We start from the raw sequence: 16,077 nt of genomic DNA, 5'->3' as shown, positions 1-16,077 counted from the left end.
CTGAAATACCGAAAGACGCTGCTCCGGTTTTGTTTTACTTCGTTTCTATCTCGGTTAGCTCCGCAACCGATATGACGAATGTTCTGGATTGCTCATGCATCTTCACCCGGTAGGTCAGCTTGTTGTCTGTAGACCATTCCACAAGGTCCACCCGGTCGGCATCCTCCCACGAATATTTGGAGGTATAAGCCTCTTGGCCTTCCTTGTTGCGCACCGTCACATGAGCATTCTCAAAATACGCGGTATATTTTCCGTCAGGAGACGCTAATTGGTGCATCGGCGGCTCCTCCGCCTCCGGCATCCCCATAATTCCCATATGGCCGCCTGACTTGTTGCGCATATGGTCTGGAGCAGCGACCTCCGATGGAACCTCCTTGGGAACTCCGCCACCGCCGTTCGCAGGGGGATCCATAATTGAGGCTGCGCCATATGACGGCTCTTCGGATGGAGCCGGAGCTTCTGCCGCAGGCGGCACCATTCCGCTTGGCACTTCAGGCTCTGGCGTTTCTGTCCGTGAAACCGTCGGTTCTTCCGACCTTGCTGCCGCACCAGGCTGATCCTGCGAAGCTGAAGGCTTCGCCGCTTTGGGCGCTGGCGCTCTGGGCACCTGACTCTCAGCCGGTGTTTGGCGCTGCTCGTCTTGCCCGTCCCCCGCAGCAGCTTCCTTTGGGGCTTCACCGCCCGCCGGTGCACCCTTTTGGTCCATCAGATGATCTTGAGAGGCCGGAGACGCTGATTCCTCTTGAATCGACATCGTGTCGGCCTGATTGTCAGCCGCTTGACTGCTCGAATCTTGAGCGGCGTTTTCACTGGCTTTTTGCTGGTTCAGCCCAAGCCATATACTGCCCGCGTCCGGTCCAGACTGCTGCTGGAACAGGAAGAATCCGAACACAAGACCGGCAGCCACAACGCCCCCGAACACCGGGAACGAGAACCATTCCTTGACATTTTTGCGCTTACTTCCAAGCTTAGGCTGTTCTGCAGGAGACATCGCCCCTCGCTGCTCCGTCTCGCGTGCCGCTCCTTCCTCTCCCGTCTGTGAAGACCATGCCGTGCCCGAAAGCTGTCCTCCTGCTTCAAGCTGCTCCAGCTTTGGCATAATAGCGTCAACCAAGCTGAAGGGAGGCGTTACCTTCGGCAAGCTCTCGAGCTCGTGCGACAAATTCACAAGACGCTCGAACAGCTTGGTGCAATCCGGACACTGCTGCAGATGCCCAAGCATCCGGCCGTATTCCGTTTCATCGAGATCCCGATCAAGGTATCTCTGCATCAGCTCGATCACCTCTTGACACATCATCCCCGTACACTACCTTTCTTTGGTGTTCGTATATCCCTTCTCATGCGTCGCTCAACCCCGAACCGCATCGCTGCCCGACTTTTTATACTCCCCTAGAATCGTTTGCAATTGCTGCCTCGCCCTGTACAGGTAAGACTTCACCGTATTGATAGGCAAATCCAACGATTCCGCTATTTCATTATAGGAGAAGTCCTCCAAATACCTCAGTACAACCACTGAACGATGGTGTTCGGGTAGCTTGTCGATCGCCTCTCGGATGTCTTTGGCGATATACGAAGACATCACTTCGTCTTCCACCGTTTTATGGTCGGTAAAGCTCAGGTCGTGCTGCTCAATCGAAACCGTTGGCTTTGTCCGACGAAATTTATCGATACAAAGATTCGTTACGATGCGCTGCACCCAAGTTTTAAACTGAGCCTTTTCTTCGTAGGAGTTGATTTTAGTATAAATTCGGATTAACGCTTCCTGTGCGGCGTCCATCGCATCCTGCTCATTGCCCAGAATGTAATAAGCGGTGCGGTAAACGTGATTCTCAATTTCTCGCAGTAGGGTAATTAGAGCGTCGCGATCGCCCGATTGGGCAGCCTTTAATAATTCTGGCGCTACCACTGGGATCCCCCTCTCTTGCAACCTTATAAACGTCCCGGACTGCAAAAATGTTGCAGCATCTTGAACTCTATAAGAATATCAAATTTTGCCTGCCAGGTATATAGAAGGAAAAACGCCTTTCGGTTTCCATTTTTGCTGTTTAATATACGTTCGCACAACTGTTTTGTTTCGCTCGTAAAAACAAAAAAAAAGATTTCAGCACCGCGGATACGGGCCGAAATCTTTTGGGTTTATTTTCCTTGCTTTCTGCGCACGGTGACAGACTCGCCGCCAATACCCCAGTTGTCTGTGTCCACCTCATCAATGACGACAACGGTCGTTTGCGGATTTTTGCCCAATACATCCACTAATAGCTGGGTTACACCTTGAATTAATTCAGCTTTCTTCTCCGGCGTTACGTTTTCTTTCGTAATTTTAATGTTTACATAGGGCATGTCGATCGTCCTTTCGCGTGAATGGGGATGATGATAATGCAAGCACCGATTAATACGATGGTGGCCGCCCCGGTAAGCGACCACCGATAGCTCCCGGTCAGGGTGGCAAGCAGACCCGCGGCCGTCGGACCGGCCATTTGGCCGGCGCCATAAATGGCGGTGACTAAGCCCACACTTCTTCCGGCATCACGAACAGCCAGACGCCTCGCCAGCGAAACCGCCAATGCCGTGATTCCCATGAACGTAGCTCCAAAAAGAATTGCGCCTGCCGTTAATCCTGCGACAGTGGGAAAAACCACGGGCAGCAAAATTCCGATAGCTTGCAGCAGCATGGAGAAGCATAGCGTCCGCTCATGTCCCCAGAACCCCTGAAGCTTGGACCACATCCAGCAGGAAGGAACAGCGGCAGCTCCCACCAGCACCCAGCTCCATGAAGAAAGTTCCTTCATAGCGGGCACGCTTTCCGCATACGCAACCAAGAAGGTTCCCGTCACAATATACCCGAGGCCTTCCAAACCATAGACCAGCTGCAGGCGAAGCATCCGCAGGTCCAAACGGGGTAGATCATTCCCAGATGGCTTGAATGCAAGCTGTACCGGGCTTCGCTCTCCATACTCCTTCAGGCCCAGCCAGGCTGCGCTTAACAGGCCGGCGCAAATCAGCGCCAGCCCCAGCCATGTCCCCTGCCAGCCGAAGGATGCCTCGAGCAGCGGTACAACAAGTCCCGAAGCGGCGATCCCGGCACCGACTCCGCCGTAGAACAGACCGGAAGCACTGCCAAATCCCCGCAGTCCTGCAAGGCCGTCCAATACTACACCGGAAGCATACACGAATACCGCTGCGCCGGCAAGTCCCGAAACAAATCGGAGGGTCAACCATAGCGGGTAGTGCGTCGTCAACCCCATCATCGCGGTTGTCAGCACGCTGACGACAAGGGCAAGCTTGAGCCATACGAGTCTTCGTCCGCTGCCGGAGAACCACGCTGCCATAACGGCGCCTGCCAAATACCCCGCATAGTTCGCCGACGCAAGCGCTCCCGCTCCGGCATCTCCGAAATACTGCCGCTCCAACATATACGGAAGAATCGGAGTATAGGCGAAGCGACCGACGCCCATCGCAATAAAAAGGGCCAGCACACCGCTGATCAAAAGAAATACCGGTCGTTGTGCCAATGCGTTCATGCTTCGCCCCTCCCCTGTTCACCATGATTTAACAGCTTGCTATTGTCTATAGTAATGCTTACTTGGTATCATGTAAAATATGTAATATTGATATGTAGTATCTGTTATTGAGATAACAGAAAAAGGAGGGAGCACCGCTTGGATATCGACATGCTCAAAGCTTTTCAAACCGCGGCATTTGCCGGCACCATTTCTAAAGCGGCTCAGCAGCTCGGCTATGCGCAATCCAATATCACAACCAAAATCCGGCAGCTCGAGAACGATCTGGGAACGCCGTTATTTTACCGCCATAACCGAGGCATCACCTTGACTTCCGCTGGAAAAACGCTGCTGGAGTACGCCGGGCAAGTGCTGCGCTTGGTGGAGGAGGCCCGCAAGGCCGTAACCGACGGGACCACTCCGACAGGCTCTTTGTCAATCGGTTCTATGGAAACGACGGCTGCGGTGCGTCTTCCCGAGCTTCTGGCCGCCTACCATCGTTCATACCCGGAAGTGAACCTGTCGTTAGTGACCGGCCCGACCGAACAGCTTGTTCAGGCGGTGCTTGACTATGAACTCGACGGCGCTTTTGTCGCCGGACCTGTGGAACACCCGGATCTTCTACAGGAATCGTTCATCGAGGAAGAGCTCATGGTCGTTACCCAATCCACGCACCCTCCGCTCTCTTCCGCCAAGGAGCTGAACACACGTACAGTGTTGGCATTTCGCGCAGGCTGCTCCTACCGTGCCAAAATGGAGCAGTGGCTCCATGAGGAAGGCGTCATGCCCGTTAAAATATTAGAATTCGGCACGCTCGAAACGATTCTCGGCTGCGTGGCCGCCGGCTTGGGCGTCTCTTTGCTTCCCCGCTCCATCGTTCAGCGCAAAGCGGAGAAGAACTTCATCCGCTGCCACCCGATCCCGGATAAGCACGGCTATGTATGGACCGTGCTTATCCGGCGCAAAGACGCTTACGTGTCGCGGGCATACACTGCGTTCACGGACGAAATCAGCGCCAAGTTCGTCCGTTGACAGATTTAAATGGGCTCATAAAGCGCCGCAAACAAAATACTTTGTGCAAAATAACAGGAAAAACCGCTCCTCTACTAAGAAGAGCGGTTTTTCATCGCTATGACTAGTTCGCCCCGGGTTTTATCCCTTTCGCAGCGCTTCTACGTTCAGACACCACGATGCCGGCGAAGATCAGACCGATGCCGAGCCACTGCACCCACCCTGAACTCTCTCCAAGCAGCAAACCCGAAACCAGAACAACGACGGGAAGTTCTACGGCTCCTAGTATGGCTGCCATACCGGTGTCCAGGTACGGCGCCCCTTTAGCAAATAGATAGGGAGGCAGAATCATGCCGAATAAAGCTAAGATTCCTCCCCACAGCCACAAACCATCGGCAAGCGAGCCATTCCACAGAAACTCGGGCGGATAGATAAATGATACCGTAATTGTCGCTCCGGTAACCATCCATGAGCTTCTTAACAGCGCAGGCACCTCGACAGCCACCTTGCCGCTGAAGTAAATGAACAGCGTATAGCTTGCCGCGGCAAGCAATCCGAGTCCTACTCCGGACACAGTCATGGACTTCGTGGTGCCCATCCATAAGCCGGAAGCGAGCACCGTACCCGCGAGGATAACTGCGACTCCCGCAAGCTGATATCGCCCGGGCACTTTGCCGTGCAGAAGCCAATCCATCAGAAGCCCCATCCAAGTAAATTGAAAAAGCAGCAGGACGGCGAACGAAGCATCCAGCGTCTGCAGCGAGTAATAATAGAAAACGCCGGTAAGCCCGGTAAAAGCCCCGCTCCCGATCAGCTTGAGCATGGATCGTTTCGACATCTGTTTTATTTTGTGCCATAACGGCAAGCTAATCATCCACATCACGGCAAAACCGAAAATCACTTGGCTGCCCGTCACCTCGGCCGGTGTAAATCCTTTGTCGTACGCCAATTTGACGAAGGTGGACAAAATGCCGAACGATGCGGCTCCGATCAACACCAACACACTGGCTTTGAAACGCTCAGAAAATTGCAATTCCTATTCCTCTGTTTCGTATAATCCCTCACCCACCCGCGGTCACGCCGCACAGATGAAGATCATAGCAAAAACAGACCTTTTATTCAAGCCCCGTTGCCTTTCCGCTTTCTTCATCCAACGAGAATTCTTACGGATCACAGGATAGCGGGTCTACGATATTATCAGCGAGAAAAATCATATCGAACCTTCCTCTTTCCGCTGTTTGAGCAACCTCCCTATAAAAATTCAGGTCCATGATTCCCGATGATTTTGCATCCGGATGCCTCCATGCAGCAATATGATGACCAACATAATAAATAAATGCTCCCAAATGCATTTGTTTTGCTTCTGTACTCATAGACCTCTCCTCTTTCCATACCATTTTTCACAAAAAAAAGACAGCGGGAAACTCAACATTAAAAACGTTGGTCTCCGGCTATCCGGTCGAATCCATAATTCAAGCAAAGGCTCACTCTGTCCATGAACTCCATGCAGAGCTGAGCATCTCAGTCATTCAAGCTTCGTGCGCATATATATTTTGCCCTCGCGGACGGTCATTTGGACCTCCCCATGACGGTCTGTGCGGTAAACACTGACCTGATACGCGGCCAGGCGATCCAGCACCGAAGGATGAGGATGACCATAGATATTCTTGACTCCTGCGGAAATGACAGCATGCTTGGGCTGCCATGCCCTCAGCCAAAACTCCGAGGTAGAAGATTTGCTACCGTGATGCGCCACTTTCATCACATCAATCGGTGCTCCCAGCTCCGTTGTGCCTGCCTCCACCGTCGACCATCGCTCCACCAGCTCTCGCTCCGATGCCTGGCCAATGTCCCCCGCAAACAACCAACGCGTCCCGGACATCTCCATGAGAAATACGACGGAGCTCGGATTCTGGTCCTTCTCCAATCGCAGACCCGAGCCCGCAGCCTCCTGCAAAGGGTACAGAAAATGCAGTACCATGTGCGGGCCTACCTCCAGCCTGTCTCCCGCACGCGCATCGATAAGCTGTGTACCGCGGTCCAACGCGGTTTGGAACAGTTTCTCCACTCCTGGAACAGGCTTCAGCGTCCCGTTAAAAATCAGCCGCTTCACGGGAATTTGTTCAATGACCGCCTGTAATCCTCCAAAATGGTCGACATCCTGATGGGTTAGAATCAGCTCATCGATGGTCTGGACGCCGCGTTTTTTGAGCAGCGGCACGAGCAGCTTCCGGCCGACTTCATAGGGATCCTGCCGCTGCTTCCACTCTTCTCCCGGTTTGCGGAACGTTAAGGTCCCACCGCCGTCTATGAGCAGGTATCCTCCGTTGCCCGGTGATTGAACCAAAATGCTGTCCCCTTGACCCACATCGATAAAATGCACTCTGCCCTCCGCCTTTCCTCGCTGAGGATCGTAGCCAGTCCACAAAACCGCGGCAAAGCCCACAATGACGGCCGGAAGCAGTACATATCGATTCCACCATCGAGATTGCATTTTGTCTCTCTGTTCTGTCTTGGTATACAGCATGGGTTCAGGCTCACCGCCTCCTTCCGGCAGATGCTGCTCCCCCATCAGCAGAACAAGAAGCGCCAGCATCCCGTAGTACATCAAAATCCACACAGGTTCCGGGCTCGGCCAAATGGTTTGAAACAGGTCCGAGCGGCTGCTCCATTCCACAATAAAGAACAAGATCGTATTTACCTGCTCAACGATCCTTGCAAACGGCGCGGCGACAAAGGCAGATAGAAAAGCGAGCAGCATCGCCGCCGTCCCCACGGGCATCACGATCATACTGAATACCGGAACGAGCATAAAATTAGCGGCAAATGAGAGCAGGGAAAATTGACTGAAATAATAAATGCTAAGCGGAAACGAGATGAATTGCGCTACGAGAGTAATGGACACCGCATCGCGCAGCCTAGGCCGCTTCAAAGGAAGCAGCCTGTTCATGGCCGGAACGCCAAGGATGATCCCTAGCGTTACAAGAAATGACAGCTGAAAGCTGACGTTCACTAGATAGTATGGATCCCACATCAACATACCGACACCGGCGATCAGCGCGATGTGCAGCCCGTCCTTCAGACGGTTCCGATAGGCCGCATATAAGCCGATCATGGCCATGATTCCCGCTCTCACAATGGAGGGAGCAGCCCCAGTCACGGCAATATAGACCGGCATCAGAACCATGGCCGTAAGCAAATACGTTTCTCGCGTGAAGCCGAGTCGGCGCATGATCCAAATCAAGCACGCGAGGAAAATTGCGACGTTAAGTCCCGAAATGGCAATGATATGCGTAAGCCCAAGCCTTGAGAATTGATCGAACCGTTCCGGATCGATCTCATCCGCGAGTCCGATCAGCATGCCTTTCATAAAGCCGCTCTGATCTTCAGGAAACAGCTGCTCTACCTTTGCCGCCAACATTTCACGAAACCGGTCGTTCCAGCGAAGGACGAGCCAGCCTCCCCACTCTCCTGAGGCCGGGGCACTCACGACAACGCCATCCAGTCCTTTGGCCGTCATCTGCCAATGAATATGCTGAAATCTTAAATAATTTCGATAGTCAAAACCCCCGAAGTTACGTGCCTCTCCCGGCCGAAGTAACGTTCCCTTGAGCTCTATCCGGTCTCCTCTTTGCCAATCCGCTGCCTTCTTCTGCTCCTCCTGCTTTAATAGACGGATCGAAAATTGCACAAGCTCGCCTTGACCTCCATGGTACGGCTGAAGCCCCTCCGTGATGGACACATGCTCCGCCTCCGCCTGAAAAGAGACTCGGTCGCCGTCCACCTCAACCGGCGTCATGATTCTGCCTTGGAAGGCTACCCCGCTTGCCTCCTCCGCCTCAAGCCGGATAAAGCTGCGGTTGGAGGTATCATACTCGCCGTACCATCCGGCCGCAGCTATCGCAATCAGCATACCTGCAAGCCAGGCTGATCCGGGAGGCTTCAGCATGAAAACAAGAATACATAGAATTCCTGCCCCGAAGGTAAGAAACAGGTTCACCCACGGCATCGGGTAAACAAAAGCTGCGGCGTACCCTAGCGCCCAGCATACGGCTAGTGTGACGACGGGTCTCCTCGACTTTCCTATACCGGTCAGCTCCCTTCTGTTTGCCACTAGACAGTAAAGAACCTCTTTCCGAGTACATGGCTAACCATGTCCGAAAAGAGGTTCTTCCTCCAAGCGATTTAATTCGTCACTTCCGAGACCGTTCCTGCCGGGGGTTCATATTTCTCCAACCGGCGGAATGATAGGGCTTTTTGCGCCGTCAAGGCGCTTACTTTCTCGTGATCCTTCGGATAAGCACGGTGGAACACAATCTCAACGATACCGCTATTCGCCAGCATATTGGCGCAAGTCCAGCACGGCTGGTCGGTTACATACACGACCGAGCCCTCACGGTCCTCACGGTCGGTGAACAGAAGCAAATTTTGCTCCGCGTGAATGGTTCGAATACAGCGCTGTTTTTTGACTACCTGCTCTTTGCCTTCAGAAGCCACCAGTTCGATTTCTTCCACCAGCATGCAGCCAGCCTCTGAGCAATCCGGGACGCCCATGGGGGCTCCATTATACGCGGTGCCCAAAAGCTTTTTCCCCTGCACCAGCACAGCTCCAACATGTCTGCGGTTGCACTGGGAACGGGTGGATGCCATATAGGCGATGTCCATAAAGTACGTGTCCCAATCTTTACGGGCTATCATGCTAAGGTCGCTCCCTTACTTCTGGCTCGTTTGAATCGCTTGATTCAAATCGTAAATGATGTCCTCGATCGCTTCGGTACCGATCGACAACCGGATCATCCCGGGGCTTACACCTGCAGCGTTTTGCTCCTCTTCATTGAGCTGCTGATGTGTTGTGCTCGCCGGATGAATGATCAGTGATTTCGAATCGCCCACATTGGCGAGATGAGAGAACAATTGCACGGCATTGATCACCTTGCGGCCGGCTTCTACGCCGCCTTTGATGCCGAATGTCATAATGGCGCCCTGTCCTTTTGGCATATATTTACGGGCCAAATCGTAGGACGGATGGCTTGGCAGACCAGCATAGCTCACCCATTCGACGGCTTCATGCTGCTCCAAAAACTCAGCCACCTTCATCGCGTTGGAGCTGTGGCGCTCCATTCGCAGATGCAGCGTCTCCAGCCCCTGCAGCATCATAAATGAATTGAATGGAGAAATCGCAGCGCCCATGTCGCGAAGAAGCTGCACACGAGCTTTGATGATATATGCGACGGGACCGACCGCATCCGTATATACAACGCCGTGGTAGCTCGGATCCGGTTCGGTAAGGCCCGGATATTTGCCGCTCGCCTTCCAGTCAAAGCGTCCGCCGTCTACAATGATGCCGCCGATCGAAGTGCCGTGACCGCCGATGAATTTGGTAGCAGAATGAATGACAATATCTGCTCCATGCTCAATCGGGCGGCACAGGTAAGGGCTCGGGAAGGTATTGTCCACTATGAGAGGAATGCCATTCTCATGAGCGATGGCAGCCACCGCTTCGATGTCTAACACATCCCCTCTCGGATTCCCGATCGTTTCTGCGAATACCGCCTTCGTATTAGGCGTTATTGCTTTACGGAAATTCTCAGGATCGCTAGGATCAACGAAATGCACCTTAATGCCAATTTTTGGCAGCGTGATCGCAAATAAATTATATGTACCTCCGTACAAACTTGCCGAAGACACAATCTCGTCTCCCGCTCCCGCTATATTCAAGATGGAGTACGTAATTGCAGCTTGTCCGGATGCAGTCGCAAGTGCGGCAAGTCCGCCCTCTAGAGCCGCGACCCGCTTCTCAAACACATCAGTCGTTGGATTCATCAAGCGGGTATAAATATTGCCGAATTCCTTCAATGCAAACAAATTCGCCGCATGATCCGTATCGCGGAACCCATAGGAAGTGGTTTGGTACAGAGGCACTGCGCGAGACATCGTTGTGGGATCAATCTCTTGTCCTGCGTGAATGGCTAACGTTTCCAAAGCGAGCTTGCGTTCTTCTGACATGCAAATACGTCCTCCTTTAAAATAGCATAAATTGGGATAAATCCTCCCTATTTTCGCATATTTCGTCTGAAAACGAAAGCGTTATCGAAAAAACGCCTGATTAAGGCTCTACTGTGACGTGAGGCTTGATCTTCTCCAAGGTCTTCCCGCCGATTCCTTTGACCTCCAACAACTGGTCGGAAGAACGAAATTTGCCGCCGAGCCTCTTTCGAAGCTCCAAAATTGCCTGTGCTCTGCTCGGGCCGATACCAGGCAGCTCATCCAACTGCTCCGCCGTAGCCGTATTCAAATTCAGCTTGCCAAAAGAGGCGTCCGCTTTGCCGTCTTTTGTCGTAGTCGAAACCGGATCTCCTTGCGATGAGGACGGCTTGGTTTCCGCAGGTTTGGTTTCCGCAGGCATCGTCTCCGTCTGCTTTCCCCCTTGCCCGGCGTTCGGAGCTGCCGGAGACGGCACCCTTTGCTCCGCTTGATCCTGCAGCAGCCTGCGCATTTCATCATCGGCGCTTATGAAGCTTGAGACAGGAGGCTCCGTTAGCTTAGGATATATCATCAACAGCCCGGCCGACAGACCGACAGCAAGCGCAATGAAAGCGATTCGCATCATATTACACCCCCTCTCCTTAACCTGATCTCAACCACCTCTCTTTTTTATTGCCCATCTCATGCATAATTTTATTTTCTACCCGATATAAATGAAGAAAGCTGCATTCAATTCAGGAGGGATCATCATGCGCATAGGTTTCATCGGAACAGGCAGCATGGGCAGTATGCTTATCGAAACGTTCATCCGCTCCGGTGCCTTGAACCCGGAGAACATCGTGGTGACCAATCGGACCATCGACAAAGCGGAGCGTTTGGCGGCGAGCTATCCGGGCTTACAGGTGGCCCGTTCCAATAAGGAAGTTGCAGCTCAAGTTGAACTGCTGTTTATATGCGTCAAACCCTTGGAATTCAAGGACGTCATTGATCAGATTCAAGCCTCGACGACGCCTGACCAAACGATCGTTTCGATCACCAGCCCGGTACTGATCCGGCATCTTGAAGCCCAGCTTCCCTGCAAAATCGCCAAAGTGATTCCGAGCATCACAAATTATGTACTGAGCGGAGCAACGCTTTGTATTTATGGAGATCGGATGCTGCCCGAGGATCAAGAACGGCTCGAAAACCTGCTGTCCTATGTGAGCGCTCCAATTCGCATTTCCGAGGAGTATACCCGGATTTCCTCCGACCTGTCGAGCTGCGGACCCGCATTCCTCGCCTTCTTCGTGCAAAAGTATATTGATGCGTCCGTCTCGGCCACAGGCATTTCCGAAGAGGAGGCGACCCGGCTCGCCAGTGAAATGACGCTTGGTACAGGCAAGCTGCTGACCGCAGGCGGATTCACTCCTGATATGCTGCAGCAGCGAGTGGCCGTGCCCGGTGGGATTACAGCCGAAGGGCTCCGTATAATGGAAAAAGAGCTGTGCAGCGTCTTTTACGACTTGATCCGCACAACTCATGCCAAATATGAAGAGGATTTGGAAAAGGTGGAAGCCCGCTTTCTCGGGACCAAGGTCGATTAACAGAGCGCGATGCTTTCACGTCTTTTCCATATGAACCGCCGTACCCGATAGTCATTCGGGTGCGGTTGTTTTTTTGAGTGCTTCTATTGCTTAGCTTAGCCTACCACGATATTGACCAGCTTGCCTTTAACAACGATGACTTTCCGGACCGATTTGCCGGCCATCGCTTCCTTCACTTTATCCAAATTCATAGCCAGCTCCTGCATCGAAGCTTCGTCCGCGTCGGCGGCTACCGTTGCTCGCTCAGCGATGCGTCCGTTCACCTGAATAACGATCTCTACCTCGTTATCGACAGTCCAAGCCTCATCATAGGTTGGCCATGCCTCATAAGTGACCGTGTTGTTATGACCCAGCTTCTCCCACAGCTCTTCCGCAAGATGCGGCGCCAGCGGAGAGAGCATCTGCACGAATTGCTCCATAGCCGCTTTCGGCAGACGATCCGTCTTGTAAGCCTCATTCATGAAGATCATCAATTGGCTGATCGCTGTGTTAAAGCGCAGTGCCTCTAAATCTTCGGTTACCTTCTTGATCGTACGGTGCCAAGTCCGCTTGAACGCCTCGCTGCCCGTTTCTTCCTCGCTGCTAATTTTCGCGCTTAGTTGACCGTCCTCTTGGGTGAACAATCTCCAAACTCGGCTCAAGAAGCGGTAGGTACCTTCCACGCCATTGGCGTTCCATGGCTTCGTTGCCTCGAGCGGGCCCATGAACATTTCGTATAAGCGCAGCGTATCGGCCCCGAATTCATTCACAATGACATCCGGATTAATGACGTTTCCGCGGGATTTGCTCATTTTTTCATTATTCTCGCCAAGGATCATCCCTTGATTGACCAGCTTGTAGAATGGTTCTTTCGTATTCACGACACCGAGATCGTACAGGACCTTATGCCAGAAGCGCGCGTACAGCAGATGGAGAACCGCATGCTCCGCCCCCCCGATGTACAAGTCGACCGGCAGCCACTTGCGCTGCAGCTCTGGGGAGCAAATTTCCTGATCGTTCTTAGGATCTATAAAACGCAGATAGTACCAGCAGCTTCCGGCCCATTGCGGCATCGTGTTCGTCTCGCGACGGGCTTTCATACCTGTCTCCGGATCAATGGTGTTGACCCAGTCCGTCACGTTCGCAAGCGGCGATTCACCTGTGCCGGATGGCTTGATTTCGTCGACTTCCGGAAGCAGCAGCGGCAGCTGATCCTCAGGAACGGTCTTCATCGTACCGTCTTCCAGATGAAGAATCGGAATAGGCTCGCCCCAATAACGCTGGCGGCTGAACAACCAGTCACGCAGGCGATAGGTCACTTTGCCCTGCCCTTTGCCGGTTTCCTCAAGCCACTGAATCATGGCTCCGATGGCCTGTTCGTTGCTGAGCCCGTCCAGGAAGCCGGAGTTCACATGCGCTCCGTCGCCAGGATAAGCCTCTATTGAAAGATCTCCGCCCTGCACCACTTCAATAATCGGAAGATCATACTGTTTGGCGAACTCCCAGTCCCTTTGGTCATGCCCGGGTACCGCCATAATGGCTCCCGTTCCGTAACCTGCCAATACATAATCGGCGATCCAGATCGGCACTTTGCCGCCATTGACCGGATTTACGGCATAAGCGCCCGTAAATACCCCAGTCTTCTCCTTCGCCAAGTCCGTACGCTCCAAGTCGCTCTTGCGGGCGGCACGTTCTTGATAATCCTTCACTGCAGCAGCTTGCTCGGCTGTGGCAATGCGTTCCACTAGCTCATGCTCCGGCGCCAAAACGCAGTACGTAGCTCCAAAAAGCGTATCCGCGCGAGTGGTAAACACTTTCAAGCCGTCTCCCTCATGTCCATCGATGGCGAATGTCACTTCAGCCCCTTTGGATTTACCGATCCAGTTGCGCTGCATATCCTTGATACTCTCGGACCAATCTAGCTCCTCCAGATCCTCCAGCAAGCGCTCCGCATACTCGGTAATTCTCAGCACCCATTGGCGCATCGGCTTACGGATAACGGGATGGCCTCCGCGCTCGCTCTTGCCGTCAATCACCTCTTCATTCGCGAGAACCGTTCCCAGCGCAGGACACCAGTTAACAGGCACCTCATCAACGTAAGCGAGACCTTTTTTATACAGCTGGATAAAAATCCACTGCGTCCATTTGTAATAATCCGGGTCGGTTGTGCTGAATTCGCGATCCCAATCGTACGAGAAACCCAGCGATTTGATTTGTCTGCGGAAGTTGTTGATATTCTTGATCGTAATCTCACGCGGATGCTCGCCCGTATCAAGCGCGTGCTGCTCCGCCGGAAGGCCGAAAGCGTCCCATCCCATCGGATGAAGCACGTTGTAGCCGCGCATTCTTTTGTAACGTGACACGATATCGGTAGCCGTATACCCCTCAGGGTGGCCTACATGAAGTCCCGCACCGGAAGGATACGGAAACATATCGAGCGCATAAAATTTGGGCTTGCTATCATCGTCCAATACTTTGAACGTCTTGTTCTCCTCCCAGTAGCGCTGCCATTTCGGTTCAAGCGCCAGCGGGTTATATCCTTGCTGTTCTTTGACTTCCTGTGCCATGTTACATTATGCCTCCTTCGAATAAAAAACAAAAAAGCCCTCGCCTCTAGCCTTAGCTAGGGACGAGAGCTACGCTTCCCGTGGTACCACCCTAGTTGACAGCCGGCATGCTTTGCCCCTGTCCACTCAAGCCCCTTAACGCGGGGAATACGATCCGGCTAGGTCTCGGAGTCAATCCTTCTTCCGAAGATCCTTCACCTTCTGGCTCCAGAACGAGTTCGCTGCGGCCACAACCGATTTGCACCAACCACCGGCTCTCTGAAATATGGCGTACAGGTACTGCTTTCTCTCACAGCCTTGCAATCTTCCAATTAAATTTCATTATATGTAAAACGATTCCTCTATGTCAAGCGGGCGGCGAATGAAGAAGACAGCCTTCAAGAACCAGCATTATTTATCAGCAGGGATGTCCAGAGGCTGTTTTGGACATACTGTTAAAAAAGCGTCTCTTGGAGGTCGTCACCGATGCGGGGCTTATTAAACGGCTTGATTTTGTCACTTCCGCTCTGGGGAATGATATTGAGCGTTGTGCAACTAATATTGAACTTGATAGAATAAGCCGCTTTTATGGATAGAGAAAAACCCGCCTTTGGCTTGAGCAGCCATAAGGCGGGTTTACCTATTTTACCGCTACGAAAAATGCCCGCTGCGTGTCTTCCGCCGGTGCTTTCCACAGAAAATCAGCATAGCATGCCGTTTCCCGGAACCCGGCTTCACGCAGCTTATCCTGGAGCCAATCCAGAGGATAGGCGCGCTGCAAATGCAGCTCCTCCACCCGATGATAGCGTTCGGTCACCGCGTCGTCCGATCCGGTTTCCAGCAGCTCCCCTTCCCTGACGAAAAGCGTTAACGCATGCTCGATCTCACAGCGTCCCGGGTCATAATCGCAAGTCCAAATATACGCAATATCCTCTTCATTCAAAGTAAAAGGCTGTGACTCGGCATAAGATTGAAGCTGGTAGGGCGTATGCACGTCGAACAGAAACACGCCCCCGGGCTTCAAGCCCTCATAGGCTTGACGGATGGCCTGCACGACATCCTCTTCCTCCAGCAAATAGTTGAAACAGTCACAAAACGATATGACAGCATCCACGGGTCGGCCAAGCTCCCAATCGCGCAAATCCTGCTGAAGCAGCATCAGCCTGCCTCCAGCAGGGAAGGCAGAACGCCGCAGCGCGTTGTCTGCCTTTTGCTGAGCTACGGCCAGCATATCGTCTGATAGGTCGATGCCGATCACTTCATAGCCTAGCTGCGCAAGCGGTACCGCCAAAGCTCCAGTGCCGCAGCCAAGGTCGACGATGGTACGGGGATTACCGTACTTGTCCCAGCACTGCTGGGCAAATCGCATCCATTCCTCATAGGGCATATCTTCCATCAGACGGTCATAAATATACGAGAACCGCTCGTAAGCCACGAGTACCAACCTCCCCTAACTCAGCGCATCATGATAAC

The 16,077-nt window shown here is 52.9% G+C and carries 14 protein-coding genes; 2 read left to right on the top strand and 12 right to left on the bottom strand.

The window, feature by feature from the left end:
• Window positions 1–34 precede the first annotated feature (34 nt).
• From JOE45_RS00715 to JOE45_RS00700, 4 genes are all read right to left on the bottom strand, one after another.
• Window positions 35–1,297, bottom strand: a complete 1,263-nt coding sequence (locus JOE45_RS00715) for a zf-HC2 domain-containing protein (RefSeq protein ID WP_210022011.1) — start codon at window positions 1,295–1,297, stop codon at window positions 35–37.
• A gap of 51 nt (window positions 1,298–1,348) precedes the next feature.
• Entirely contained in the window at window positions 1,349–1,906 is a 558-nt protein-coding gene (locus tag JOE45_RS00710) for an RNA polymerase sigma factor (RefSeq protein ID WP_210022012.1), read from the bottom strand.
• A gap of 230 nt (window positions 1,907–2,136) precedes the next feature.
• Window positions 2,137–2,340 (bottom strand): 2-hydroxymuconate tautomerase family protein, encoded by a 204-nt coding sequence (locus JOE45_RS00705; protein WP_210022013.1) that lies wholly within the window; start codon window positions 2,338–2,340, stop codon window positions 2,137–2,139.
• The gene (locus tag JOE45_RS00700; RefSeq protein WP_210022014.1) at window positions 2,328–3,521 is read right to left on the bottom strand and encodes a YbfB/YjiJ family MFS transporter; all 1,194 of its coding nucleotides are present in this window, start codon (window positions 3,519–3,521) and stop codon (window positions 2,328–2,330) included. The genes JOE45_RS00705 and JOE45_RS00700 overlap by 13 nt, the downstream gene beginning before the upstream one ends.
• Before the next feature lie 138 nt (window positions 3,522–3,659).
• Here JOE45_RS00700 and JOE45_RS00695 point away from each other — a divergent pair, with 138 nt between their 5' ends.
• Window positions 3,660–4,532, top strand: coding sequence for a LysR substrate-binding domain-containing protein (locus JOE45_RS00695; RefSeq protein ID WP_210022015.1), 873 nt, complete (start codon window positions 3,660–3,662; stop codon window positions 4,530–4,532).
• A gap of 103 nt (window positions 4,533–4,635) precedes the next feature.
• Here JOE45_RS00695 and JOE45_RS00690 read toward each other — a convergent pair whose 3' ends face one another.
• From JOE45_RS00690 to JOE45_RS00665, 6 genes are all read right to left on the bottom strand, one after another.
• Window positions 4,636–5,544: an EamA family transporter gene (locus JOE45_RS00690; RefSeq protein WP_210022016.1), complete on the bottom strand. Its 909-nt coding sequence runs from the start codon at window positions 5,542–5,544 to the stop codon at window positions 4,636–4,638.
• 130 nt (window positions 5,545–5,674) lie between these two features.
• On the bottom strand, window positions 5,675–5,884 hold the full coding sequence (locus JOE45_RS00685) for a hypothetical protein (protein WP_210022017.1): 210 nt from the start codon (window positions 5,882–5,884) through the stop codon (window positions 5,675–5,677).
• A 152-nt stretch (window positions 5,885–6,036) separates the two neighbouring features.
• The gene (locus tag JOE45_RS00680) at window positions 6,037–8,625 is read right to left on the bottom strand and encodes a DNA internalization-related competence protein ComEC/Rec2 (RefSeq protein ID WP_348632457.1); all 2,589 of its coding nucleotides are present in this window, start codon (window positions 8,623–8,625) and stop codon (window positions 6,037–6,039) included.
• 71 nt (window positions 8,626–8,696) lie between these two features.
• Complete coding sequence (locus JOE45_RS00675) at window positions 8,697–9,209, bottom strand: deoxycytidylate deaminase (protein WP_210022018.1); 513 nt, start codon at window positions 9,207–9,209, stop codon at window positions 8,697–8,699.
• Window positions 9,210–9,224: 15 nt separating this feature from the next.
• Window positions 9,225–10,517 (bottom strand): homocysteine synthase, encoded by a 1,293-nt coding sequence (locus JOE45_RS00670; RefSeq protein ID WP_210022019.1) that lies wholly within the window; start codon window positions 10,515–10,517, stop codon window positions 9,225–9,227.
• A gap of 100 nt (window positions 10,518–10,617) precedes the next feature.
• Window positions 10,618–11,121 carry a ComEA family DNA-binding protein gene (locus JOE45_RS00665; RefSeq protein ID WP_210022020.1) on the bottom strand — a complete coding sequence of 168 codons (504 nt, stop codon included), beginning with the start codon at window positions 11,119–11,121 and terminating at the stop codon, window positions 10,618–10,620.
• A gap of 124 nt (window positions 11,122–11,245) precedes the next feature.
• On the opposite strand from JOE45_RS00665, the gene comER reads away from it, so the two are divergent.
• On the top strand, window positions 11,246–12,079 hold the full coding sequence (gene comER / locus JOE45_RS00660) for a late competence protein ComER (RefSeq protein ID WP_210022021.1): 834 nt from the start codon (window positions 11,246–11,248) through the stop codon (window positions 12,077–12,079).
• A 95-nt stretch (window positions 12,080–12,174) separates the two neighbouring features.
• Here the strand turns inward: comER and leuS are convergent, their stop codons facing one another.
• Together leuS and JOE45_RS00650 are read right to left on the bottom strand one after the other, a co-directional pair.
• On the bottom strand, window positions 12,175–14,625 hold the full coding sequence (leuS, locus tag JOE45_RS00655; protein ID WP_210022022.1) for a leucine--tRNA ligase: 2,451 nt from the start codon (window positions 14,623–14,625) through the stop codon (window positions 12,175–12,177).
• Between the two features lie 619 nt (window positions 14,626–15,244).
• Complete coding sequence (locus JOE45_RS00650; RefSeq protein WP_210022023.1) at window positions 15,245–16,039, bottom strand: class I SAM-dependent DNA methyltransferase; 795 nt, start codon at window positions 16,037–16,039, stop codon at window positions 15,245–15,247.
• Window positions 16,040–16,077: the final 38 nt, after the last annotated feature.

The organism is Paenibacillus sp. PvR098 (assembly GCF_017833255.1).
Taxonomy (GTDB): Bacteria; Bacillota; Bacilli; order Paenibacillales; family NBRC-103111; genus Paenibacillus_G.
Note: the sequence above shows the minus strand (reverse complement) of the source record. Positions and strands in the feature narration are given on the sequence as shown.